Source organism: Paraburkholderia bannensis NBRC 103871 (assembly GCF_000685015.1).
Lineage (GTDB): Bacteria > Pseudomonadota > Gammaproteobacteria > Burkholderiales > Burkholderiaceae > Paraburkholderia > Paraburkholderia bannensis.
This window is the reverse complement of the sequence record NZ_BAYA01000015.1, coordinates 44,322-68,025: the sequence shown is the minus strand read 5'-3', so window position 1 is coordinate 68,025 and position 23,704 is coordinate 44,322. Positions and strand designations below refer to the sequence as shown.

Annotated in this window: 19 protein-coding genes; 7 read left to right on the top strand and 12 right to left on the bottom strand. The window is 58.7% G+C overall.

Translation table 11 applies throughout. The features are described from left to right. Window positions 1-26 precede the first annotated feature (26 nt). The 7 genes from BBA01S_RS42225 to BBA01S_RS22585 all read right to left on the bottom strand — a co-directional run bounded on the left by BBA01S_RS42225 (window position 27) and on the right by BBA01S_RS22585 (window position 9,157). Entirely contained in the window at window positions 27-1,739 is a 1,713-nt protein-coding gene (locus BBA01S_RS42225; RefSeq protein WP_084162441.1) for a GMC family oxidoreductase, read from the bottom strand. A gap of 30 nt (window positions 1,740-1,769) precedes the next feature. Next, window positions 1,770-3,284 (bottom strand): aldehyde dehydrogenase family protein, encoded by a 1,515-nt coding sequence (locus BBA01S_RS22610; RefSeq protein ID WP_042297709.1) that lies wholly within the window; start codon window positions 3,282-3,284, stop codon window positions 1,770-1,772. A gap of 232 nt (window positions 3,285-3,516) precedes the next feature. Next, window positions 3,517-5,073 (bottom strand): MFS transporter, encoded by a 1,557-nt coding sequence (locus BBA01S_RS22605; protein ID WP_027818446.1) that lies wholly within the window; start codon window positions 5,071-5,073, stop codon window positions 3,517-3,519. 6 nt (window positions 5,074-5,079) lie between these two features. Then, window positions 5,080-5,499, bottom strand: coding sequence for a helix-turn-helix domain-containing protein (locus tag BBA01S_RS46015; RefSeq protein WP_084162439.1), 420 nt, complete (start codon window positions 5,497-5,499; stop codon window positions 5,080-5,082). Window positions 5,500-5,711: 212 nt separating this feature from the next. Continuing rightward, complete coding sequence (locus tag BBA01S_RS22595) at window positions 5,712-7,172, bottom strand: aldehyde dehydrogenase (protein ID WP_027818444.1); 1,461 nt, start codon at window positions 7,170-7,172, stop codon at window positions 5,712-5,714. A gap of 66 nt (window positions 7,173-7,238) precedes the next feature. Beyond that, window positions 7,239-8,294, bottom strand: a complete 1,056-nt coding sequence (locus BBA01S_RS22590) for a zinc-dependent alcohol dehydrogenase family protein (protein WP_027818443.1) — start codon at window positions 8,292-8,294, stop codon at window positions 7,239-7,241. Between the two features lie 62 nt (window positions 8,295-8,356). Next, on the bottom strand, window positions 8,357-9,157 hold the full coding sequence (locus BBA01S_RS22585; RefSeq protein WP_027818442.1) for an SDR family NAD(P)-dependent oxidoreductase: 801 nt from the start codon (window positions 9,155-9,157) through the stop codon (window positions 8,357-8,359). A gap of 274 nt (window positions 9,158-9,431) precedes the next feature. Here BBA01S_RS22585 and BBA01S_RS22580 point away from each other — a divergent pair, with 274 nt between their 5' ends. Both BBA01S_RS22580 and BBA01S_RS22575 read left to right on the top strand, forming a co-directional pair. Further along, complete coding sequence (locus BBA01S_RS22580; protein WP_042297707.1) at window positions 9,432-10,685, top strand: CaiB/BaiF CoA transferase family protein; 1,254 nt, start codon at window positions 9,432-9,434, stop codon at window positions 10,683-10,685. A gap of 109 nt (window positions 10,686-10,794) precedes the next feature. Further along, the gene (locus BBA01S_RS22575) at window positions 10,795-11,712 is read left to right on the top strand and encodes a LysR family transcriptional regulator (protein WP_027818440.1); all 918 of its coding nucleotides are present in this window, start codon (window positions 10,795-10,797) and stop codon (window positions 11,710-11,712) included. Here the strand turns inward: BBA01S_RS22575 and BBA01S_RS42220 are convergent. The 3 genes from BBA01S_RS42220 to BBA01S_RS22560 all read right to left on the bottom strand — a co-directional run bounded on the left by BBA01S_RS42220 (window position 11,709) and on the right by BBA01S_RS22560 (window position 14,189). After that, complete coding sequence (locus BBA01S_RS42220; RefSeq protein WP_042297706.1) at window positions 11,709-12,422, bottom strand: NAD(P)H-binding protein; 714 nt, start codon at window positions 12,420-12,422, stop codon at window positions 11,709-11,711. The two genes, BBA01S_RS22575 and BBA01S_RS42220, sit on opposite strands and share 4 nt — an antisense overlap. A gap of 23 nt (window positions 12,423-12,445) precedes the next feature. Next, window positions 12,446-13,081 (bottom strand): SDR family oxidoreductase, encoded by a 636-nt coding sequence (locus BBA01S_RS22565; RefSeq protein ID WP_027818439.1) that lies wholly within the window; start codon window positions 13,079-13,081, stop codon window positions 12,446-12,448. Window positions 13,082-13,268: 187 nt separating this feature from the next. Then, the gene (locus tag BBA01S_RS22560) at window positions 13,269-14,189 is read right to left on the bottom strand and encodes an alpha/beta hydrolase (protein ID WP_027818438.1); all 921 of its coding nucleotides are present in this window, start codon (window positions 14,187-14,189) and stop codon (window positions 13,269-13,271) included. 150 nt (window positions 14,190-14,339) lie between these two features. Here BBA01S_RS22560 and BBA01S_RS22555 point away from each other — a divergent pair, with 150 nt between their 5' ends. Then, window positions 14,340-15,293: a LysR family transcriptional regulator gene (locus BBA01S_RS22555; protein WP_027818437.1), complete on the top strand. Its 954-nt coding sequence runs from the start codon at window positions 14,340-14,342 to the stop codon at window positions 15,291-15,293. A gap of 296 nt (window positions 15,294-15,589) precedes the next feature. On the opposite strand, the gene BBA01S_RS46010 is transcribed toward BBA01S_RS22555, so the two are convergent. After that, window positions 15,590-15,835, bottom strand: coding sequence for a helix-turn-helix domain-containing protein (locus tag BBA01S_RS46010; RefSeq protein ID WP_084162437.1), 246 nt, complete (start codon window positions 15,833-15,835; stop codon window positions 15,590-15,592). 241 nt (window positions 15,836-16,076) lie between these two features. Here BBA01S_RS46010 and BBA01S_RS22545 point away from each other — a divergent pair, with 241 nt between their 5' ends. Further along, window positions 16,077-16,382 (top strand): hypothetical protein, encoded by a 306-nt coding sequence (locus BBA01S_RS22545; protein ID WP_245641553.1) that lies wholly within the window; start codon window positions 16,077-16,079, stop codon window positions 16,380-16,382. 630 nt (window positions 16,383-17,012) lie between these two features. Then, on the top strand, window positions 17,013-17,534 hold the full coding sequence (locus tag BBA01S_RS22535) for a 3'-5' exonuclease family protein (RefSeq protein ID WP_027818435.1): 522 nt from the start codon (window positions 17,013-17,015) through the stop codon (window positions 17,532-17,534). Between the two features lie 863 nt (window positions 17,535-18,397). Here the strand turns inward: BBA01S_RS22535 and BBA01S_RS47800 are convergent. Next, window positions 18,398-19,375 carry a hypothetical protein gene (locus BBA01S_RS47800; protein ID WP_052391832.1) on the bottom strand — a complete coding sequence of 326 codons (978 nt, stop codon included), beginning with the start codon at window positions 19,373-19,375 and terminating at the stop codon, window positions 18,398-18,400. 320 nt (window positions 19,376-19,695) lie between these two features. On the opposite strand from BBA01S_RS47800, the gene BBA01S_RS22525 reads away from it, so the two are divergent. Next, on the top strand, window positions 19,696-20,181 hold the full coding sequence (locus BBA01S_RS22525; protein WP_042297703.1) for a hypothetical protein: 486 nt from the start codon (window positions 19,696-19,698) through the stop codon (window positions 20,179-20,181). A 243-nt stretch (window positions 20,182-20,424) separates the two neighbouring features. After that, a complete protein-coding gene (locus BBA01S_RS22520; RefSeq protein WP_027818432.1) occupies window positions 20,425-23,508 on the top strand; it encodes a TrlF family AAA-like ATPase in 3,084 nt (1,027 codons plus the stop codon). The last annotated feature ends 196 nt before the right edge of the window (window positions 23,509-23,704 follow it).

Sequence of the window (23,704 nt, the reverse complement as noted above, 5' to 3'; positions counted from 1 at the left end):
GGCTGCACGGAGCGTCGAGCGTCGGACTAGAACGCGCATGAGCGCGCCGTCATTTCCCACCCGGTCGTGGCGCCGCTTTCGTTCGCCGGGTGCGCTGCGCCGCGTTGCAACGGCTGGGCGGCGTCCTGCAAAATCATGTCCGCGGCCTTTTCGCCAATCATGATGACGGAGGCATTGGTTGCGCCGGATATCGGCGCGGGCATGATGGAGGCATCCGCAACGCGCAGGCCCTCGATGCCTCTTACGCGCAGGCGCGCGTCGACGACAGCATACGGATCGCTGTCCGGGCCCATCCGCGCGGTGCCGTTGTGGTGGTACACGGTGCCGCCGCGCTCGCGAGCGAAGTCGAGAATTTCCCGATCCGTGCGGATGTCGTTGCCCGGGAAAATCTCGTCGACGTAGTAGGGCGCGAAAGGACGCGCCTGCAACACCCTGCGCGCCATCTTCACGACCGCAATCATGGCCGTCTGATCCGACTGCGTTGCCAGATAATTCGGCTGGATCAGCGGATCGATGTCGATGTTTGTCGATAGGGCCTTTACATACCCACGGCTTTCCGGACGCTGCTTATGGCCGCCAAGCGTCATGCCCGGATAATGGTCGAGCAGGCCGGGCAAGCCTTCACGATAGCTGCCAGGCGTAAACGACACCTGTAAATCCGGTGTCGGCAATGAGGGATCCGATCGGAAAAAGAAGCGCATCGGCACCGGCCCCATGCTGAGGATGCTCGGCCGACCAGCGAAGTATTTCGCGATTTCCCAGACAAGCGGCAGCCCGCGGCCTCGTTCGTTCACCGTCGATATATCGTTGACTTTCGCAGCGACGCGCAAGTTGTAGTGATCGCATAGATTCGCGCCGACGCCCGGCAGATTGACTGCGACCTTCACGCCTATCGAATGCAGATGGTCGACCGCACCGATGCCGGAAATCTGCAGCAGGCGCGGCGTATTCAGCGCGCCTGCCGCGACGATGACCTCGCGTCTCGCACGTACCTCGCGCTCCGGCGAACCGGTGCCACCTGCGCGATAGCGCACGCCGCCCGCACGTCGGTTCTCCAGCAGCACGCGCGTGGCTGGACTGTCTGGACGAACGTCCACGCGGCCGGTCTTGACCGCTGGGCGCAGATAGGCCTGGGCCGCACTCATACGACGCATCGTGTGGCCGCGCGAGTCAATCGTGAACTGCCACGGCCCGACGCCATCCTGAGCCTCGGCGTTGTGATCGCGTACATAGGGAAAGCCGAGGCTTTTCACGGCTTCGACGAAAAGATCGCATAGCGGGCTCGACGGGACAGGGTCGGTGACCGGCAGCGGGCCATGGCGACCGCGATAGCGATCGTCGCCTTCGCCAATACGCGTCTCGGCCTTCTTGAAGTAGGGGAGCACGTCCTCATAGCGCCAGCCAGGATTGCCGCGCTCGGCCCATCCGTTGAAATCGGCATGCTGGCCGCGGTTGTAGACCATGCCGTTGATCGAGCCCGAGCCGCCCAGCACGCGGCCCTGTGTCAGGCTGAGCGCGCGATTCGCCGTGGCGGGATTGGGCTCGCTTTTGAAATCCCAGATGACTTTGGGATTGAACAGGTTCTTGATGTAGCCAGCCGGGATGTGGATATAGGGGCTGCGGTCGCGCGGGCCTGCCTCCAGGACGCACACGGAGTGACCCGCCTCAGACAGGCGCATAGCCAGCACACAGCCGGCACTCCCTGCGCCCACAATCACATAGTCGAACGTGTCAGTCATGAGTGGAAGCTCCCGCGAAATGTCGCTGTCTCAGTCGTCGAGATTGAAGTTGATGGTCTTGAGTTCGGTGAAGGCCTCGATCGTCGACCAGCCGCCTTCGCGACCCACGCCGGAGCGCTTCACGCCACCCATCGGCGCATTGGGCGCACTCGCATAGCCATTCACTCCTATCGAACCACTGCGTATTGCGCGCGCGACGCGGAACGCACGCTTGACGCTGGCGGTATAGACACAGCCAGCCAGTCCAAATGGGCTGTCGTTGGCGATACGGATCGCTTCTTCTTCGGTTTCGAACGGAATCACGCTGAGAACCGGGCCGAAGATCTCTTCGCGCGCGATCGTCATGTCGTTGCGTACATTCGCAAATAGCGCGGGCTCTATCCAGTTGCCATCGGCCAGCGCGCCACCGGGCGTTCCTCCGCCGAATTTCAGCTCTGCGCCTTCCCGTTTGCCAATGTCGATGTAACCAAGAATGCGCTCCCTTTGACGCCTTGAAATGATGGGGGCTGACGTGGTGGCGGGATCGAACGGATCGCCGAATCGCACTTGTTTGACCTGCTCTGCGGCGTGGTGCAGGAACTCGTCCATGATCGACCGGTGCACGACGGCGCGCGTCGGCGTCGAACAGACCTGCCCCGAAAGGAATGTCGAACACAGGCTCATCAGCGTTCTGGCGGTAGCGGCGACGCTTTCCGTGTCGGGGAACACCAATGCGGCGCTCTTGCCGCCGAGCTCTAGCGACAGGCGCTTCATGTTCGACACGCTGGCAATCGTGATCTGCTCGCCGACAGCCGGGCTGCCGGTGAAGGTGACCTTGTCGATGCCCGGGTGAGACGACAGCGCCATGCCTGTTTCGGCGCCGCCCGTGACGACGTTGAATACGCCAGGCGGGAGATCGCTTTGCGCGATGATTTCCGCGAGCCTGAGCACCGCGAGGTTTGTGTACTCCGACGGCTTGACGACCACCGTGCAGCCGCACGCGAGCGCTGGCGCAACCTTCATCGCGAACGTCATCACCGGCCCGTTATAAGGCAGGATCGCAGCGACCACGCCAACCGGATCACGGAACGTCATGTACTGCATATTCGACGCGCTGGAAAACTGCGGGTAGGTCTCGCCATTGATCTTGTCAATCCAGCCGAGAAAGTGGTCGAAGATATCTGCGGCAGCGGTGGGCGACAGACGCGAGTGACGGCTGAAGGTGAACGGGACGCCGTTGTCGAGCGTCTGAAGCTCGGCGATTTCCTTTTCCGCTGCGTAGATACGTTCGACGATGGGCTGAAGCATCCGCTTGCGATCCTGAGCGCGCATCTTCGGCCACGGCCCTTCGTCGAAGGCACGCCGTGCCGCCGCGACGGCCTGTTCGACTCCGCGCGGGCCAGCATCGGCGAAATTAGCGATCACTTCGTTGGTGCTGGGGTGCACCTGGTCGAACCTCTGATCGTCCCACGCGCGCCACTCGCCATCGATCAATAAGCGGCCAGGCCGAAGATCCAGTTCGTCGCGAACCGATTTCAGGCTGAGTGAGATAGGGGTGGTTTCCATTGCTGTCTGAGTTTGCGTGTGCAGTTTGCAGGACGGTGCGATAGCCGATAGAGACTGCTTCGCGATGCCCTTGACGAGGCCCGCCAACGTGACAGGAGTTTTCACGCCGATCCGGTTATTGAGCTAACGTTAGTTAGATAATGTATTCGGACGGGCAAGTGGCTGCCATCGGGGATAGCCCCAATCCAGGCGGTTTACGCACTGGTACGCATAACAATGCGCAATCGATGTCTTATCGAACATGCCGCTGGAACAGGGCAATGGCGCCACCCAATAGCGAGATCACGGCCATGAGCTGAAATCCATCCAGTACGCTGGCGAATTCCGCCTGATGCAGCGCGAGCCGCGCCAGCTGGGAAAGCGCGAGCGTCTGGGCATTGCCGGCGTCATACCCAAGGGCTTCGTACGTGTGCGTCACCAGATTCAGCGTGTTCTGAAAAAGGGGATTGCCGGCACTCGCGAATTCGTTAATACGTGTTGTATGAAGCGCCAGGCGATGCTGTTCGAGGATGATGATGCAGGCCGTCGATAGTGAATACGATAGTTGTTTGACGATATTCTTGAACCGGTAGCCGTGCGTGAATTCGTCCTTCGAAAACACCTGGAATGCGATGCTCCCGGTGGGAAGGGCGATAAACATCAGCAGGAGCCCGCGCAACGTGAGCGGCAAGAGAAGCCACGGCGTACTGACGTCCGGCGATAAGCGTGCGATCCAGGCGCCGATGAACGCTGCGATCAGGAACCCAGGAACAATCAGCCACTTTTTGAGTGTGACGCGCTTCGAGTAGCGAATGTAGGCAAGAGCGACCGGGATGGCCGTTAGCGAAGTCAGCCCGACCAGCATGCCAGCATATTCGACCGGATAGCCCAGCCCGCTGTCGAGAAACCGGGAGATCAAATAGCCGAGCGCGTTGCTGATGATGTAGTAGAGCGCATACAGCACCATGCCGATTCTATATGGGCCCTCGCGCAGGGCATTCAGGCGCACCAGGGGTTTGGGGTCGCGCCATTGGTGCAACGCGAACCAGATGAGCGCGAAGCCACCGGTTGCCGTCATGATGACGAGCAGCGGAGAGTTGCTGAGTTGTTCGAAACGCACCTGTTGAGCGACGATCTGCAAAGCGCCAAGGGCAGTCGCGAACACGAGGTAAGGCCACAGGTGCGTCGCGCTCCGTCGCTCGGAAGGCCGCTTTCCGACGTGCGGAACGATGACGAAGGCAAGACACACCAACACGGCGCTCATTATCGTGGAGGCCGTGAACAATGCGCGCCAGTCGAAATGCGCGACAAGATAACCGCCGGTCAACGGTGCGAGTGCGCTTGCAAGCAGGATCAGTGTCAGGAAGAGGCGTGTGGCTGGCGAGCGCTCCTGCGGCGTAAAGCAGGTTTGCAGCATGATGCGACAGGTGCCCAGCATCGGCCCCATGAAATAGCCTTGAAAACCGCGTGCAATCGCGAGTTCAATCGACGAATCGGCAAGCGACGCAGCGAGCGATCCCAGCGAGAACATCAGCAAACAGCCAGCAAGATAGAGCCGAAAGCCCAGCCGCTCAATTAACCATTGCTGCTGGACAATACCGAGAACGGATGTGGTCGCATAGGCGGTTGCCGCCCAGACAAGTTCGTCTGCGGACGCATTGATGCCGCCGGCAATGTAGTTCACAAAGAACGAAAAGATCGTGCTGTCGAAATAGTCGATGCCGACTGCGAGCGCGACGACCCAGGGCAATAAGTCCCTGCGCAGGTGTCTGAGCGTGAACAGACGCATGCGGGATACTGCTAGCTTCATGATCTGCTATTGGGAGTGGCGGTCGCTCATGGCGGCACGCAGGCGTCGAATGTCACGCAGCGGCGGCGCACCAAACAGGCGGCTGTATTCGCGGCTGAATTGCGAAGCGCTGACGTAACCTACGGCGCGTGCAGCGTCATGTACGCGTGGCAGGGTGGTCAGCATCAAGTCGCGCGATTTTTCCAGGCGTAGCGTCTTGAGATAGTTGAGCGGACTCAGGGAGGTGGCGAGCTTGAAATGCGCGTGAAACGCGGAAGGACTCATTCCCACTAGCGCTGCGAGTTCAGCAACCTTGAGTGGCTCGGTGTAATGACTCTTGATCCGCTCGAGTGCCCTGGATAGCCGCCGCAGCGACGCATCCGCGCTCTCGAGTCGTGGCTTGACGGGGGCAGCACCAAAGAGAGTCGAAGTAAATGTCTCGTCCATACGATGGCGCGAGGGCTGGAGGGCCCTCGCGATTAGGCTATTGGTTACACCTGAGGAAATACTGTCGTGGTCGGCATGACGCCGATGCGCAAGCGTGTGCGGTGCGAGGGGGCGGCCTTCCGTGGGGCGGCCTCCCGTGGGGCGCCTTTCGCGCGACCGCCCCGATTCCACCCGACGAAGCGAAGCGCTCGCCGGATTGCACACGCAGGCGGTCAAGCCATGACGATGGTTTTCGACTCCATGAAGGCAGTCAGGCCTTCAACGCCACCTTCGCGCCCGATGCCCGACTGCTTGAAACCGCCAAAGCCAATCGAGAAGTCAGTGCGCGGGCCGTTGTGGCCGACCGTACCCGCACGGATCTGCCGCGCGACGTCCAGCGCGCGGGCGCTATCGTTTGTGAAGACTGCCGCATTCAGTCCGAACGGCGTATCGTTCGCCATCTGAATTGCGCTGGCTTCGTCGTCGGCGGGAATGACGCTGAGCACCGGGCCGAAGATTTCGTCCTGCGCGATCGTCGAACGATTGTCCACGTTGCCGAACACCGTCGGTTCGAAGAAGAACCCGCGCTCCAATCCGGCTGGCCGTTTGCCGCCGGTTGCCAGCGTTGCGCCTTCCGCGATGCCCCTGGCGACGAAGCGCTCGACCGTTTCTCGTTGCCGTGCAGTCGCGAGCGGGCCGGACGTCGTCTCAGGTGCGAACGGATCGCCCACCACGATCCGTCTGGCGGCAACCGACAACGCTTCAACCATTGCATCGTGTTTCGCACGGGGAACGATTACGCGCGTCAGGCTGTGGCAGATCTGACCGGTGTTGTAGCCGAAATAGGACGGCCCGAGCACATTCGCGGCGGTCTCGATGTCGTAATCGTCGAGAATGACGGCGGGCGATTTGCCACCCAGTTCGAGCGTGACGCGCGCCACGCGATCGCCAGCGATGGAAGCGATGCGGCGGCCCGCGCCAGTCGATCCCGTGAACGTGATCTTGTCCACGTCGGGATGGCGAACCAGCTCTTCGGACACATCGCGATCGGCGGTCACGACATTGACCACGCCAGGCGGCAAGCCAATCTCCTCGCAAATCTCGGCGAACAGATAGGCCGAGCAGGGCGCTTCGGGCGACGATTTGATGATCAGCGTACAGCCTGCCAGCAGCGCTGGCGCCGTCTTGTAGGCCATCAAACCGGCTGGGCCATTCCATGGAATGATTTCGCCCACGACGCCGACCGGTTCGTAGACGCGATAGCCCGCATTTCCGGTCACCGATCGATGTTCTTCGACGAACGAGAAAGTCGATGCCATGGCGGCGTACTGGCGAAATGCGCCGCTGATAAACAGGCCAAGGCGCGGTTGGGCAACCTTGTAGACGATTCCCGTCTCAATCGACCATACGCGGGCAAATTCGTCATTGAGCGCTTCAAGGCGTTCCGCGAATCGCTCCAGATAGACAGCGCGTTCCTGCGGCGTCATTCGCGGCCACGGCCCTTTATCGAAGGCTTCGCGTGCTGCGCGGATGGCGTGCTGCATATCTGCCGATTCGGCTTTCGCCACGGTTGCGACGACTTCTTCCGTCGAACAATCGAGTACGTCGAAAGTGCCGGAGGTGGACGGTGCCACCCACTTGCCGCCAATATAGAACTCTCGAGGATGTTTAAGTTCGATCGTTCTCTTGGTCATTAAACTCTCCATCGCCCTTACAAAAGGGCACTATCCAGATTCGGGACAACACCGGTACAGGTGCCGTCAAAAAACGATGACGCCTTTGCCACTTGCCTGTTGATTGAAGTGAGCATAGGCCTCACCAGCTTGCTCAAGTTTCCATTCATCGGTGAAGAGCTTGTCCACTTCGACGCCGTGATTAGCGATGAAGTGGGCACAGTCTGTCATCCCGACTTCGGAGAAGGTAAATGATCCGATCAGCGTTCTCTGCTTCCCGATCAGATCTTTCATCACGTCGACCGTGAGGTTTCCGCCTACCGCGACGAGTGCGACACGTCCCCAGACTTTCGTACTGCGAATGGCCTGAGTGCGGGGTAGTTCGGCTCCCGCGCACTCGACTGCGCAAGAGACGCCTTTACCGCCAGTCAGCTTGAGGATTTCTTCAACGGGATCCACCTGGCTCGCGTCGATGCCGTGCGTGACGCCGAATTCCTTCGAACGCTGGACGCGTCCAGGGTTGATGTCGACGCCGATCACCTCGATGCCCATAGCGGCTGCGAGTTGAGCTGTCGAAAGACCAACGGGGCCGAGGCCATATACCGCCAAAGTGTCGCGGGCACTGATTCCCAGGCGTAACAGCGAACCGTATGCTGTGCCGGTTCCGCACGCAATGGCCGCGCCCGCCTTAAACGACAACTCTTGCGGCAGATGTACCAGCGACGATACGGGGACCTTCATATAATTGGCGTGTCCGCCGTGACTCAGGACGCCATAGATGCGCGATCCGTGGTCGCAAAGCTGAGTCCAGCCGGTGCGGCAATGGTCGCAGCAACTACATCCGGAATAGTGAAACACCATGACGCGGTCGCCTTCGCGAAACGCCTTCGGATCCACACCCGGGCCTAGCGCAGCAATGACGCCGCATGGCTCATGACCGCCGATAATCTGTTCGGAGTCCATGCGATCGCGCATGCCGAGCATGGCCAGAGAATCCGCCATTCCGTGACGGTAATAGTGAAGGTCGGTTCCGCACATCCCGGACGCCTTCATTTCGATGATGGCTTCTCCGTAACCAGGCGTAGGGTCTTCAAAATCGAGAACATCGACCTTGCAATCTCCCTGGAACACCATGCCGCGCATTATGTTTTCTCCAACTGTACTTGAACGGACGCGCGCATTTCAGCTGGCGCCGGGCGACCTGCTCAATGAATGGTGAGTCCGCCCGTCGGGCTAAGCGTTGCACCTGTGAGGTAAGCAGACTCGTCGGATGCCAGGAAGGCGATGACCTGACCGATATCGGTGGGCGCGGCAACGCCAAGCGGGCAGCCAGCGACGACTTTTTCGTATTGTTTTCGATGCTGTGCAGAGACCTTGCTGTCGGCGCCGAACACGGCGTCCCACGACGGACTATCGCGCACGACCGTCACGCACACGCAATTCACCCTGATCCTGTCCTGTGCGAGTTCTTTGGCGATGACCTTACTCGCCCGGATCAGTCCCCCCGCAAACGTCGAGACGGCAGTTTGGCCCGGTGTCGGTACACGGCCACCTTCCGACGTGACAAAGATCACGCTACCGCCACCACGCGGACGCATGAATGGCAACACGGCTTGCACGGGCAGCAACTTGGCAGCCGTGTTTTCCGCGACCAATGCGGCGACACGCGCGAGATCGATATTGGCGAATGGGCCACGCACGTCGGGCGAACGAGCCTCGTCGTCATTGCCGCCCGCATTGGCGACGACAATGTCGATGCCGCCATAACGGCGCGCAGTTTCCGAGGCCAACGCGTCCATATCCGCTTTCGATCGAACATCGCCAGCCAGAAAATCTGCTTTGCCGCCTGCCTGGCGTAGTTCGCCAAGGACGACTTCCGCCTTTGCTGCATTTCGTCCACTGATCACGACGGTTGCACCGCGAGCGGCAAGCTGCAACGCGATTCCTTTGCCGATCCCGCCGGTTCCACCGGTCACTACGGCTACCTTTCCTGCAAGACTGCTCATCGGAATTTGCCTTTAAATCGTGGAAAAACGCTGGCGGCGCTTGTACAAGCTCGATGCAACGTCGCCAGGCTGGATGACCCATCTTAGGCAGCGGGGAGTCTTAATTCGAGTGCCGTTTTTCGAATCCCCTGTTGATCTTTTTCGAATCAGGCGTTTTTCGCGTTCGCGATTCTGCAACGCCGGTTTCGCGAATCAGCATTTGAACGTGATCGTCGACGCACCTAGCATTGGCCTACACAAAAGATGTTCACGAGAAGATCGAAAAGGAGACGAGATGGACGAGGCATTTCAGGGCGCGCGTGTCGACGCGAAGATCGGCGCTGGGCGTCCGTTGGAGGGCATACGGGTACTGACGGTTGAAAACTTCATCGCAGCCCCGTTTGCTTCTATGTGGCTTGCGGATGCGGGCGCCGAAGTTGTCAAGATCGAGGCGCGGGAGGGCGGCGATTTTGCGCGCAGCACGAGTCCGGTAAAGGCAGACGTCGATGGCAAGCCGAACGGCCTCGCATTTCTGCGCACGAACAGGAACAAGAAAAGCGTCACGCTCGACCTCAAGCACGCCGAGGGGCAGCGCCTCTTCAAGGAACTCGCGGCGCAGGCAGACGTCGTGATCGAAAACCTTCGACCGAATGTCATGGACAGACTCGGGATTGGCTACGCAGAGTTGAGCAGGATTAATCCGCGGCTGATCTACGGTGCGATTTCCGGTTTCGGACACGACGACATATTGTCCAGTCCGTACGGCGACTTTCCGGCGTTCGACATCGTGGGCCAGGCGATGAGTGGACTGATGTATCGCCCGGAACGCACCAGCGACCGGCCGACCTATCTCGGCTTTTCGCTTGCCGATATCGAGTGTGGAATTCTGGCGCTCTATGGCGTTGTGCTGGCGCTTTTTCATCGGCAGACGACGGGGACAGGCAAGAAGATCGACATCTCGATGTACGACGCCTCGCTGGTTCTCAATGAGATCTCGGTCGCCATGTATTCCGCAACGAAGCAGACGTCGCCCCCTGGCGTCCATGCGGTCACCGCGCCGTTTGGCACCTATCGTGCGAAAGACGGTTATATCGTCATTGCAGTGCTGGGCGAGCACATCTGGAAGCGATTCGCGGACGCGATCGGCCGGGCTGATCTGACGAGTGACCCGCGATTCGCCGATGGCATGTTGCGCAAACAGCATGTGCACGCCCTGAATGTCGAGATCGACGCGTGGCTGGCCGATTGTTCCCGCGAGTCGGCGCTTGCAATACTGCGCGCCGGCGGCGTGCCGTGCTCGAACGTGAACGATGTCCCGGATCTGTTTGAATGTCCTCATGTTGCCGCCCGGAAAATGCTCATGACGATCGACGACCCCGTGTGGGGGCACATTAAAGTGGCGGGCAATCCGGTCAAAATGTCGGACGTGCCTGAACCGGAGGCGAAAACGCCGCCGAAACTCGGTGAACACAACTCGAACGTACTGCATGAGTGGTTGGGCCTGGACGAAGGTGAAATTGGGCGATTGCAGGCGTTGAAGGTCATCTGAACCTGTGATCGACAGGTACGGGTTTCGCGGTTGACGCCCGACTACCCTCGGCTTAGTCTCTGTCTTTCGCGCCCGCAATGTTGCCGGACGAAAAAGGTAGGGGAGGAGTATGGCGGGCTTCAGTCTTCACAATCTGACCAGACGTGTCGATCTGTTCACGTTGCGGTTGTTTCTCACCGTCGTCGAGGAGCAGCAGATGCGTCGCGCAGCGGTGAGGGAAAACATCACGCCGTCCGCCGCTACGAGACGGATCCAGGATCTCGAAGAGACAGCCGGTATCGATCTGTTCGAGCGCACGCCAGGCGGCATGGTGCCCAGTCCGGCAGGCGAAGTGCTCGCGCGCCATGTGCGCGTGATGTTCGAGAATCTCGAGGTAATGCGCCGGGAGGTTGCCGAGTTCACCGAGGGCGTGCGTGGCCATATCCGTATCAGTTCTACGAGCACGATCATCGTGCAGTTTCTCGCGCGGGAAATTGCGGAATTCACGCGGGACTTTCCACTCGTCGATATTGAGCTACTAGAGGATGCCAATACGAATGTGATTGGAGCCGTTGCCACTGGAAAAGCGGACGTGGCGATGTTCTACGCAACCGACGATATCGACAGAACGGCGTTTGAGATCATTGAGTATCGAACCGACCGCCTCGTCGCCGTCGTACCGCTCGGACATAGCCTGGCCAGCCGCGCGAGCGTGACGGCGCGAGATCTTCTGGAGCAGAATATTGTCGGCATTTCGTCGACGACATCGATGATGACTCAACTGAACAACGCGGCGGTCGAACTGGGTCGCGAGCTCAGCGTGAAGTACCGCGTCAACACCATCGAGGCCGCGCGCAGCCTCGTCAAGGCCGGTCTGGGTGTGATGATTCAGCCCGAGAGCATGCTGCCGGTGGAGGATCTCAACAAGGTGACGCTTGTTGCACTGGACGAACCATGGGCATTGCGCCGACTTTGCATCGGCACACGCAATGGTGACCCGTTGACCGCGGCCACAAAGGCGTTCGTTGCCCAACTGACCGACCGCTAGCCTTGATCGAATTGCCGCGGCGATCCCATGGTTGTGGAACGTGCTGCTGAAGCGAGCCGATAAATGTCAGCGCTTTCGAGTACCGCGGCATCACTTCCATGACGTGCCACCTGCAACATGGCCTGTCCCATACTGACGGTGTCGAGGATTTTGCCAGGGAACAGTCTTCGTGACACGATGAAGACCCAACGCAGATATCGATAAAGAAGCCGCAATAGCCGGGTTTTGGATTGTTCGCCATTCATCGGAAGGATGAATCCGGGGCGAAACAGATAGACAGCCCGAAACCCCATGTTTTGCAGAGCATTTTCGGTTTTTCCCTTTACACGTGCCCACATCACGGGACCGCGTTCAGTCGCATCAGTGCCACCGCCGGATACATAGACGAAAGCCATCTGTGGATTGCGTCGCGCCAGCGCAAGGCCGGCTGCCACCGGCAGATCGTGGTTGATTCTGATGAAGCCGGATTCGTCGGTGTCGCTTGTCGATACGCCGAGACAGAAAAAGCACGCGTCGTAGCCTTGGAGTTGTTCCTCGACATCGGAATAATCGAACAGATTCTGGCGCACGAGTTCCTTTAGCTTGGGGTGCTGCATGTCCAATGCGTTGCGTCCGACGACGAGGATCGATTCCACATCGGAGGCCAGCAGGCATTCGCGCAATACCCCTTGTCCAACCATTCCCGAGGCGCCAAAAATGACAACGTTCATATCGAGTTTTCCGGAAAGGCGATTCAGACGAAAGCGGGTTTGTCGGCGTCGGTGCCCGGCTTGTTGACGCCAACGTTGGCGCGCACCAGCTTATCGGAGTGTTCAACGAGTTCTACGACCAGCGCCGCGACACTCTTGCGCGATACCTCGGTCCCTTTGAACGGCTGGTCGCGTGCCGTGATCTCGTAGTTCACCTCATCGTTGTCCTGTAGCCAGGCTGCGCGGAGAATTGTGTAATCCAGGTCCGAAGCTTCGATCAGGTCGGCAGACCTGCGATACGGAGGCAGATACTCTCCGATCTCCTGCCGATTCCATTCGCCGAAATTTCCAGGCACCTCATCATAGATCCCGAGAGAGTTGATGAAGATCAGCCGGCGGCCGTTGGTGGCCTTCATGGCAGCCAGAATGCGCTCGGTCTGGGTATCCACGTCACCGGCCAAGTTGGCATACACCACGTCCTGTCCTTCCATGACGCGATGCAAAATTTTCTTGTCCAGTACATCGCCGATCACGACGCTGGCGTTCGCAGGCTCGTTCCCGCTCAGTTTTTTGGGGTCGCGAATCAGCAGGGTTTGCTTGACGTCCGTTTGTTCGCCGAGCATTCGAACGGCCCAGCGCGCTATCTGACCGCTGGCACCAAGGACGAGTACCTTTTTCATGATGTTTTTCCCGATTTAAGAAGCAAGCTCTCGCGAGAGCGCGCGAGGCTATGTTCGATTTGTATGGCAATACGGTCGGCGCGCCGGAGGCACGCGAGCGTGCTGCGATAACAACGTTGGCAAGACGCCAGGGACTAACGTAACGTCCCTGGTGCAGAGGATTTCCGTCGTAATCCCGGTAGTGGAATTACAGGTTTTCCTTGTAGAACGGAATCAGCCTGGCCAGCGCCTTGCCGACCGGCTCGGGCTTGTCGTACAGGTCGTAATGCGACCAGCCTTCGACGACGACCAGTTCCTTCGTCTTCGAAGCGGCGCGACCAATGATTTCACAGCCATCGCGATAGGCACCGAAGGCCCCGACCTTGTCACCCACCACCACCATGAGCGGCTGGGTGAGGAGCGTTTCGCAGAGGTGGAACGCGTCCCAACCCACCGCGACAGCCTGGTGCGAAAAGAACGCGCGGTTGACGCCATTCGGCGCGCGGCCACGATCCGACCGGTAGTATTCGGTGGCACCAAAAACGTCGACCTCAGTCAGACCGGCTTCTTTGGCGGCCTCCGGCGACGGCGGCAACAGATCGTCCACGCGGAGTGCCGCGCCACGTGCTTCCGCCGTACGTTGTTTGGCCATCGCCTCGAGTGCGGCAATGGGGTTGTAGTTGGTAAAGCCTTCGCGCATCAGACGGCCGTAGTTGGCGCCCGTCACGGTGCCCACTGCTTTGATACGGCGTTCGGTCATGGCCGCGTTGATCGAGTAGCCACCGCCGCCGCAGATCCCCAGCACACCGATGCGGTCTTCATCGACGTAGGGGAGTGTCACAAGGTAGTCGCAGACGACGCGGAAATCTTCGACGCGCAGCGTCGGATCTTCGGTATAGCGCGGCTCGCCGCCGCTATCGCCCTGGAAGCTGGCGTCGAACGCGATGACGACAAAGCCTTCCTTCGCCAGCGCTTCGCCGTAGACATTGCCAGAGGTTTGCTCTTTGCAACTGCCGATCGGGTGGGCGCTGATGATGGCAGGATACTTTGCGCTTTCGTTGAAATCCGGCGGGAAGTACACGTTCGCAGCGATTTCCCAATACGAATGCTTGATCTTGACGCTTTTCATGATAATTCCGTTTAGGTGTGGCGGTTGGGTTCACAGAGTTGGAAACGTTGAAACCGCGAGACAACGACCTGAATATAGATAGCGGTCTGGAATTACGAAAGCTCGCAATCTGGACTACAGTTGTATTGTTAAATTGACAATGGAATCCGGATGGACCCGTCATTGCTCCCTTCGCTCGCGTGGTTTGCGCACGTTGCGCATCACAGTAGTTTCACGAAAGCCGCCGCGGAGATGGGCGTATCACGTGCAAATCTCTCGCAAAACGTGAAGGCGCTTGAGCGGCGATTGAACGTCAAACTGCTTTATCGAACGACTCGCGATATGTCGTTGACCGAGGAGGGGCGGCGGCTCTACGAGGTTTGGTACCCGGCGCTCATCGCGCTGGAAAGGACGGTTGATGCGTTGCACGAGGAGCGCGATGAGCCTTCCGGTTTGATTCGTATGAATACATCGCGCGTCGCGGCTAAAACGCTCATAGAGCCGCATCTGGAGGAATTCAGCGCCCGCTTTCCGAAGCTGGGGCTGGAGATGGTGATGGACGACGCACTCGCGAACATCGTTGCGGACGGCTGTGACGTTGGCATCCGCATAGGTGAGAGCCTGGCTCCGCACATGATTGCGGTTCCTGTGACGCCGCCGCTGGAAATGGCCGTGGTGGGCACGCCGGCCTATTTCGAGCGTTACGGCGAGCCCGCGACGCCGGGCGATCTGGTTCGACACAACTGCTTACGCTATCGGCAGGTCAGCGGTGCGATCCATCCCTGGGAGTTCACGTCACCAGAGGAGCCGGGCCATAGTTTCATGGTGGAACCCAGAGGAAGCGTTACGACCAACGACGACGACGGCATGATCCGCGCGGCACTACAAGGCGTTGGGCTGATCCAGCACATCGACATCGCTGTGCAGCCACACCTGGATTCGGGGGCGCTGAAGCGCGTACTGGCGACATGGTGCAAGCCCTTCGCCGGTTTTTATGTCTACGCGCCAACACGCGCGCAGATGCCGGCGAAGGTAAGGGCGCTGATCGATTTTCTGGTGGACAAGCGCGAATCGATGGCTGCCTTGCGCATTACACGCGGGCCTGACACAGCCGCTCACACCTGAAGCAGGACTGTGTGGCATGAAGCAGGCAGATGAATTTTGCCGCGCCGCTGCCGCCTCAATTAGGTCGCGCGGAGAACATTTGCGATAAGGCCAGTTATCGTAAATGGCGACTTTGCCCATCGGGTGACCTCGTGGGCTCTCGACGGATTTGGTAGGGAAGGGGATTTGCGCTGCCGCTATAAGCGGTGATAGGCCGTTCGTACGAATAGCCGCAATTTTGTGCCCTGTGTGTTGATCGAGTCGCGCACTTCGATACTGAAAAACGCTCCGACCATCGCAGGTCGCGCGTGATCTATTTACAGTCCCGCACTCTTGAGAAGCTTCGATGGAGTGGTACCAAGTGCGTTGGCAATGCGAATCAGGTTGAGAATCGAAAGATTGCGCTCACCACGCTCAATGCGTCCCATATGGCTACGGTCAATGCCGGTCACATGGGCAAGCGTCTCCTGCGAAACACCGCGTTCTTGCCGGTGAGCGCGAACCGTCGCGCCTATCGCAGCTAGATGCCCTGCGTCGTCTAGTTTGACCGATACCCTTTGCATCCTTTGATGGTCGCGATATGATGCCGATTTGGCCACGGCATTTACGACCCATTTGTGGTTGCGGCATGGTCATTTGGGACTTTTGCGTATGTTTTTGATTCAGCTTGAGAACGTGCTTCCGCTTCAATCAGCGATTTTTGGGGCCGATGTGTGTGGGTTAGTTGAGCAGTGCACTCCGGGCGACTTGTTGGTCCTCCGTGTGTCGCAGTCTGGCTCGCGTGAGGTGCCGAGTGTGATCTGGATGGATCTGAACTCCGGTGCAGGTTCACTGGACCAGTTTGAAGACGGAGAGGCAACGGTGCGAGGGGCGGCCGTGGTGAGCACGCGGCTCTCGCAACCGACTGACAAATGGTCCCTCGAACCTCTGAGCGAGATTCGCATCGGGGCGACAGAATTTAGCGAGCCGGACAAGAAACTGTTCTCGGTGACGCAGTTCACAACGGCAGGAGGACGCAAGTTCTCCGTGCCGTATGCTGTGGCGACACGTCCGGCGCGCGGTAGACGGCTCTGGCGCGCAAAGGCGCCGGCTGCGGCAGCTTCTTCGTGATGATCGCGCAATTGATGCACGCCCGGAAATGAGTCTCGATTTCGACGGCGTTCTGCATCCGGAAGACGAGTGGAGCCGGCCGCAAACCGGGACCTACGTCGCGAGTCCGCCGGGTCATGCGCTGTTCGAACACGTCGCGCCGCTTGCTGGCTGGCAGTGTCCTGGGCGCATCTGGTGCACACCGATCCGGTGATGGGCATCAGCGCGCCGGCGGTGGTGGAAGAACTGCCGGCGCGCCTGGCCGCGGCAGGCTTGCCGCGATAATCCGCCTTATCTCGCCTAGCGCATAAGCGCTCAGGCTCGCAGAGCATGAGCGTCGATCGCAAAGCGCAGGCGGGCTCGATGTCGCTTTTAGAGCATGTTCCAGGCTCGACGGCCCACAGGGCCGGATCATGCTCGCGAGAAGCCCCTCGCTGACTGAAGCCGAATAATGAGCGCTATGAACGTGGGACGATGCGATACAACCGAGCAAGCTCACCGGGCGCTCCGCCCGGTTTTACGATCACGCTGCTGCCATAAGTTCGACCGCTGGACGCCTTGAGCCTACTTGCGAGGCCAGTTCACAGGTGGAGCAGAGCGTTTAAGGCATGTGATTGAAACCGCGTTGACGCGACACAGCAGGAATAGGACATGACAGATAGCCATTTTCATGGAGCACGCTTCTGGCCGCTACCCGATGAGCCGCAAGATGCAGGCTGGAATAACCGCTACTTCATCGACACCGAGTTCACGGATTTTTCCCGCTGCCAGCTCATCAGTCTGGCTATCGTCGGCGAGAACGGCTACGAGTTCTATGGCGAGCGCACCGATTTCGATCCGTTGCTGTGCAGTGACTTTGTCAATGCCGTCGTGCTCCCGCAGCTCGGCCAGTTCGACGGACGCGCCATGCCATTTGAGGGGTTGCGCGAGGCGTTACGCAAATGGCTCAATAACATACCGGGCACATCTGGCCCGGTACTGTGCTACGACTACGAAACGGACCTGAACCTATGCAGGTTTCTGCTGGGCGGCCCGCTGCCGCACGGATGGCGTGCCGAAGATATCTCCGTTCGGCGCAATCCTGAACGGCGTGCTAGCTATTACGCTCGGCACGGCGGCGAGCACCATGCGCTGCATGACGCTCGCGCAAATGCCTACGCATGCGCGGGATGAGCTCCGTGCGGGGTGGCCGTCATCATCGATAAGTCGATTTCGTAGCCAGAGCGCATCCGTTTCCTGCTGCGCACTTCCAGCTAGTCTGCTGTTGGCGGGGCCCGCGTGGCTGTGCCGCGCAAGCTGGTTCTCCAGAGGAGGCCTCATGGACCAGCCAGCGACTGCGTGAGCGGGGGCAAAACAGGCGGCGCTTGTTGCAAGAGCCGGATTCACATCCCGACACGCAGGACGCATATGCGGCCAGAGCGGAATGTCGAGGGTTCAGAACAGGGACGTCTCGACTGTTCCATGTAGAACGTCGAGTCACGGCGCAAGGGCTTCGAGTTGTTGCCAAGGAGGAAACATGTGTGTGCAACCCCGGTATAAGCTCCGTAAGGCAAAGCGAACGATCGACGTTTCGCCAGAGGCGGTTCAGTCGCGGGTCGATGCGTTTATTGCCCGGACCGCGGGTTGGGGGAAGGCAGCGCTTTGGGTATGCCTGCCTGATGATCAAGCAAAGATCGCAGTACTGGCAGGTCCGACTCGCAAGAATTCGCAAATCGAGAAAGAGGCACCTGCCCCGCACACATCCCCTCGATCCCGTGACGGAGAAGAAGTGGTCGGGTAAAGGACCACATCTGGAGTGGCTCGCCAGCCAGGGCCTTGCAGAATAAACGATCGATGGACGGCAACCAAAACCGTGGTGGCCTGGCGACGGGTGCCGTCAACATCGCCGGTCCGAAATGGTCCCGTGCGAAAGTAGACCTTCAGCCCCTCGAGCGGCGCACTGCGACCGGCTTCTGCCGACCAATCTGCTGTAACTCGAAAGCAGGTTCCAAGGCGCAGCGGCCGTCCGCTGGCACATCAATCCCCGGCAAATACGATCAGCAGTTTGCGTTCGCACTGTCCCCAAGCTCTGAGGTGGCCGGCATTCGAACAATCGCTTGGCGGTCGTCGGAAACAACGCGGTCGTAACGCTGGACGAACGTGCGCATCTTCTCAGGATGCTCGTTGTACGACACGATCCAGCGCTGGATCGCCGCCGCTACCGCCTCGATCAGTTGATAGACGTTAATGTACTTCACCATCGGATCGGTGCTCGACGGGTGATCTTGGGCGCCGACGTACGGCGTTAGCTTCGCGACCTTGCCTGCGGCGACCTTGCGCGACTCCAGATTTGACATATGCAGTAGGCTGTTGCGGAACTCCCATAGCTCTTCAGGCGTTGCCCCGGCAGAAGCTTGGTCGGTGAACGTCCGCAACCAGTCGATAAACACCGGCGTCTCGCGTGGTGCCCGATCGCCAAACTCGACGTAAGCGATTGTGTCCAGGAACGACATCAGCAGTTTGAGGCACGAGATGAAATGCCGGTTGTTGAACAGCAGTCGTATCGCCTTGAAATAATCATCGTGGATCAGGGCGGGCATGTCGAACGTGCGGGTCTCTTCGTCAATGTATTTGAATAGGTAGTCGTCCATTTTCCCCGGCCCTGCGACGCCATCAGGCAGTTTTGACACGTCGAGCGGCCCCAGCGGCACGCTCACGTCGATGGTGGGCACGCCGTCAACGATCGGCGTGACGCAAAAGAGCGGGGCGACGCCTGCTTCGACCTCCGCGAACAATGGCTCGAACATGTGCAATGTCTCGCCGAGACGTTCCATCGCATGGTACTGCTCTCTGGGCATTGGCCGGGCCAGTGGCACGCGTCGCGCCGCCGAAAAATCTAACGTTGCGCGTTCCTGCAAAAATGCCACTTTCTTCGCGTCGCTCCCTTGCCGGTAATACTGCTTAATTCCCAAGGCCCGCAGTTCGCCAGATTCGAAATACGTGTACACGTTGTACACTGGTTCGTGCTTTTTCATTACTCAGTACCGGGTCTCATTGTTCGGAGTTGGTAAACGGACTTGGAGCACATGCACACAAATGCTGCCACCAAACGAATCTGCTCACGAGTCGGTCAACCGAGCGCCAGGCGCGCGTCGAAGAGTCGGTTGGTTGGTGATCGCTCATCGGGTTGCGCAACTACGTCCTTACGCTAGTGCGGTCCGAGCTGTGGGCGCACGGATAGTCGAGCCCGATATTTGAACGCCTGATACACGGTGTGTTGCAAGCGATAAACCGAAGGCTGGGAAAGGACGACACCCTCTATGAATCGTATTAAATCAATTTATGCTCAGTGCATATGAATACGAAGATAATGACAAGCAAAAAGCCTTATGAAGAGCGCAGCGACCTAGAGAAGGTGCAGTCGCAGTGGAACAAACTCCATGGGCTTCACTCTCGTGAAGAATGGTCCGCGGCCGTGGTTCGTGCCGCGACGGCGACCGAGCTCGCAGCAAATTTCGCCATCCGTGCCGAATTCGCCGCGCGCAGCACGTTCGAACCCGCTTTAGTAGACAAGATGTTGCGTTGGGCGAACGGGCTGTCTGGAAAAATCCGAAACTTGTTGTTGCCGCTAACGGCCGCCGAGCCAAAGAAGCACAAGACGATCTACTCGCTAGGCAAGCGCGCTGAAAGGATCAATGACACGCGCAACGCGGTTGCACATCAAGGCGAGTTTTGCTCCGTCGAGGAAGCCCAAGCTGTGATCGAGCACGCCCGCGCTTTCATTCTTGAACTTGTTCAACTCTACGACCCGGAATTCGAGTTGACAACCCGAAAGCAGTAACTGGTTCGGGCGACGCCTATGCTCATCGATTGAGTTCGTCGACTGCTCGCGACGCCGCAAAGTCTCGCATAGTAAGCTTCTCGACGACCAGACAGTTTGAGCCGGGCAGGGAAGCACTTGCGCGGCCTTGACGTGTTACATTTCCAGTCAATCAGACAGGCGAGTTCGCGCGCTTTGCACAATAGCCGCGCGCATCCTTCGGAGACGCCGCTGAGGCCGTGACCATAAAAATCAGGGGTCGGCATGCCAAACGAGAGAATCGGTTCAACGTGGAAGAAATGGGACCTCCACGTTCATACACCTGCATCAATCGTCAACAACTATCCGGGGGAGTCCGAGGAGGCGTGGCAGGCGTTCCTATCGGATCTAGAAGCGCTGCCGTCTGATTTCAAGGTCATTGGAATTAACGATTACCTGTTCGTCGATGGCTACGAACGAGTGCTCAAAGCCAAACGCGAAGACGGACGGCTAAAGAATATTGAATTGATCTTGCCAGTTGTCGAGCTCAGGCTCGACAAATTTGGTGGTGTCGTCAAGCAAGGCAAAACTGGCTTTGCGGATTCGAGCTGGAGCCGCATAAACCTCCACGTAATTTTCGACCAAGTCGAACCAGCGTTAATTCGCGATCAATTTCTGAGCGCCATCACGCCAGACTATTCTCTCACGCCGGAGGCTGAGGAGTATCGCTCAAGTTGGGGCGGCGTCATTACGCGTGAAAATTTGATCGCCCTCGGCAAAGCGATCATCGCTTCGGCGCCTGATGATCAAAAAGCGTCGTTCGATTCGCCTCTGAGAGAAGGATTCAACGCGCTCAACGTGAGCTTGGAGCGCATCAAGAACGCGCTCTCGAAACCACTGCTTGCGGATATCCACCTTATCGCCGTGGGCAAAACAGAGTGGGACTCTCTCAAATGGGCCGATCACACGATTGCCGAGAAGAAGAGTGTGATCAACCAGGCCGACCTTGTCTTTACGGCGGCCGAGAATCCCGAGGCATACGCGAACGCACGGCGGCGCCTGACCGAAGCGAAAGTCAACGATCGTTTGCTCGACTGCTCCGATGCCCACTGGTTAAGCAACGTTTCGCACAAAGATCGGATTGGGAACTGCTTCACTTGGATCAAAGCCGACTCGACGTTCGCCGGTTTAGTTCAGGCGGTCAAGGAGTTCGAGAACCGGGTTTTTGTCGGTGACAACCCACCGAAACGGCAGTTGGTGCAACGCCACAGGACGAAATACGTTTCGGCGGTGCGGGTAAGCAAGAAGGCCGGCTCGCAACTTAAAGAGTCTTGGTTTGAGGTCGACTTGCCGTTGAACACCGATCTGGTCGCGATCATCGGCAACAAGGGAAGTGGAAAAAGCGCCTTGTCCGACATCATTGCTCTCGTCGGGGATACGAAAAATCAAGATGGCTTTTCGTTCCTCAACGAGCACAGGTTCCGAAGCCCCAAAGGGAGACTCGCTCAGAATTTCGTAGCGTCATTGGTCTGGCGCGACACGACCGAATCCAGCAGGCCGTTGGACGAGAACCCAGCGCTGAGCAGTGTTGAGCGGATCAAGTATCTGCCTCAGAGCTACCTCGAGACCCTATGCAACGAGCTAGGCGAGCGTGGCTCGTCGACGTTCGATACGGAGCTGCGGAAGATCATTTTCTCCCACGTCCCGGAGGAGGAGCGCCTCGGGCAGTCCTCGATGGACACGTTGATCGACTTCAAAGTGGCCGAGATCAACGCTGCTCGGGATAGCTTTGTGAAAGAAATCTCGAAAGTCAACGCTGAGATACTGCTTGCCGAGGGTCGTTCAACGGCAGAATTTAGGGGCGGGTTAGCGAATCAGCTTAAGACCAAGCGCGCCGAACTGACAGCACTGGAAGGCGCGATGCCCGAACCGGTTGAGGATCCAGGCGCCACGGACGCGGCCCAGCAAGAGTCGAAATTAGCCGCCGAACAGGTTGAAAAGCTCGAAGCGCAAGCGAAACTCATAAACGAACTAGAGGCTGGCCTCCGCGAGAGAAAAGGCATGGCCGCAAAGCGCCAGACCTTGACGAAGCGTGTCTCGCAGGCGGTCGCCAACCACAAAAAGAATTATGAGCTTTTCCTTCAAGAGCTTGCTCCACTGCTCGAAGAGCTCAACGTCGGAACCCAGGCGAATCAATTGGTCGAGCTGAGGATTGATTTGTCTCCGATCGACTCGATCGCGACGGCCGCGGCCAACGAGATTGTCGTGGTCGACCAGGAGCTTCAAAGCGACGCAGACGATGGCCTGATCAAAAGGAGGGAGGCGGTGCAGGCCTCGATCGCCGCCGCGAAGGCACAGTTGGGCGAAAAGGAGCGTTTGTTCGTTCGCTACAAAGAGGCCATGGCGGCATGGGACAAGGCCAAAGCAGACCTCATTGGCGGAAAGGACAAGCCAAACAGCATTGGTTGGCTAGAGTCTGAGATTCTGGATCTCGATGCATTGCCGAAGAAATTGGAAGCGCTGCGCGCCGATCGGGTTTCGCTCGCCAAGAAGGTGCACGAGCAGATCGTCAAGACCGTGGACGAATATCGTAGGCTTTACCAACCGGTCCGCTCATTTGTGAAATCGGCGGAGCAGATGGACATGCCGCTTCCGCTAGATTTTCAGGTTCGAATCGACGACACGGGATTTCAAGATCACTTCTTGAACCGACTTAACCGACAGTCCAAAGGGTCGTTCGCCGGGGTCGAGGAGAGCAGTCAGCGCATGAGGGAATTGCTTAGCGAAAGCGGTTTTGCGACCGGAGACGGCGCGATCGCGTTTGCCGAGAAAATTGATGACATGCTTCGATATGACCGCAGAGATCGTGAAGGAAGGCCGACGAAGCTCGCCGACCAACTGCGCCGAGGCATCGATCCGCAGGAAATTCTCGACTACCTGTACGGCTTTGCCTATCTGTCGCCGCGCTATTCACTCACCTACGACAAACAGGAGATCGGGCAGTTGTCGCCGGGCGAGCGTGGCCTATTGCTTCTCGTGTTTTATCTGTTGGTCGACAAGGACGACATTCCTATCGTGATCGATCAGCCTGAAGAGAACCTGGACAATCAGACGATCTTCAAGGTCTTGGTGAAGTGCATCAAAGCGGCTAAGGAGCGCCGGCAGGTGATCATCGTCACGCACAACCCGAATCTTGCCGTCGTCTGTGATGCTGAGCAGATCGTGTATGCCGAGTGTGACAAGGCCGCGCACCGGTTCATTTACGAATCAGGTGCCATTGAAAACCCCGAGATCCTTGCGAGGGTCGTCAATATCCTCGAGGGGACTAGGCCGGCTTTCAAGAATCGCCGTGACAAATACGGGATCTGATAGACGCGGGCCCGTTATGTCCAACTGGCCCGCATCCGTTCAGCTCAATGACAGATCGCCTCTAGCCGCTCGTGGCAATTAGGGGCATATCAACGCATGCAGTCGGAACGATTGACAGTAAAGCCGGCGATTCTCAGGGAACTCTGCCGAGCAGCTGAATGGTTTGACTATATCGGTCGCCAACGGTCCAAGGTTT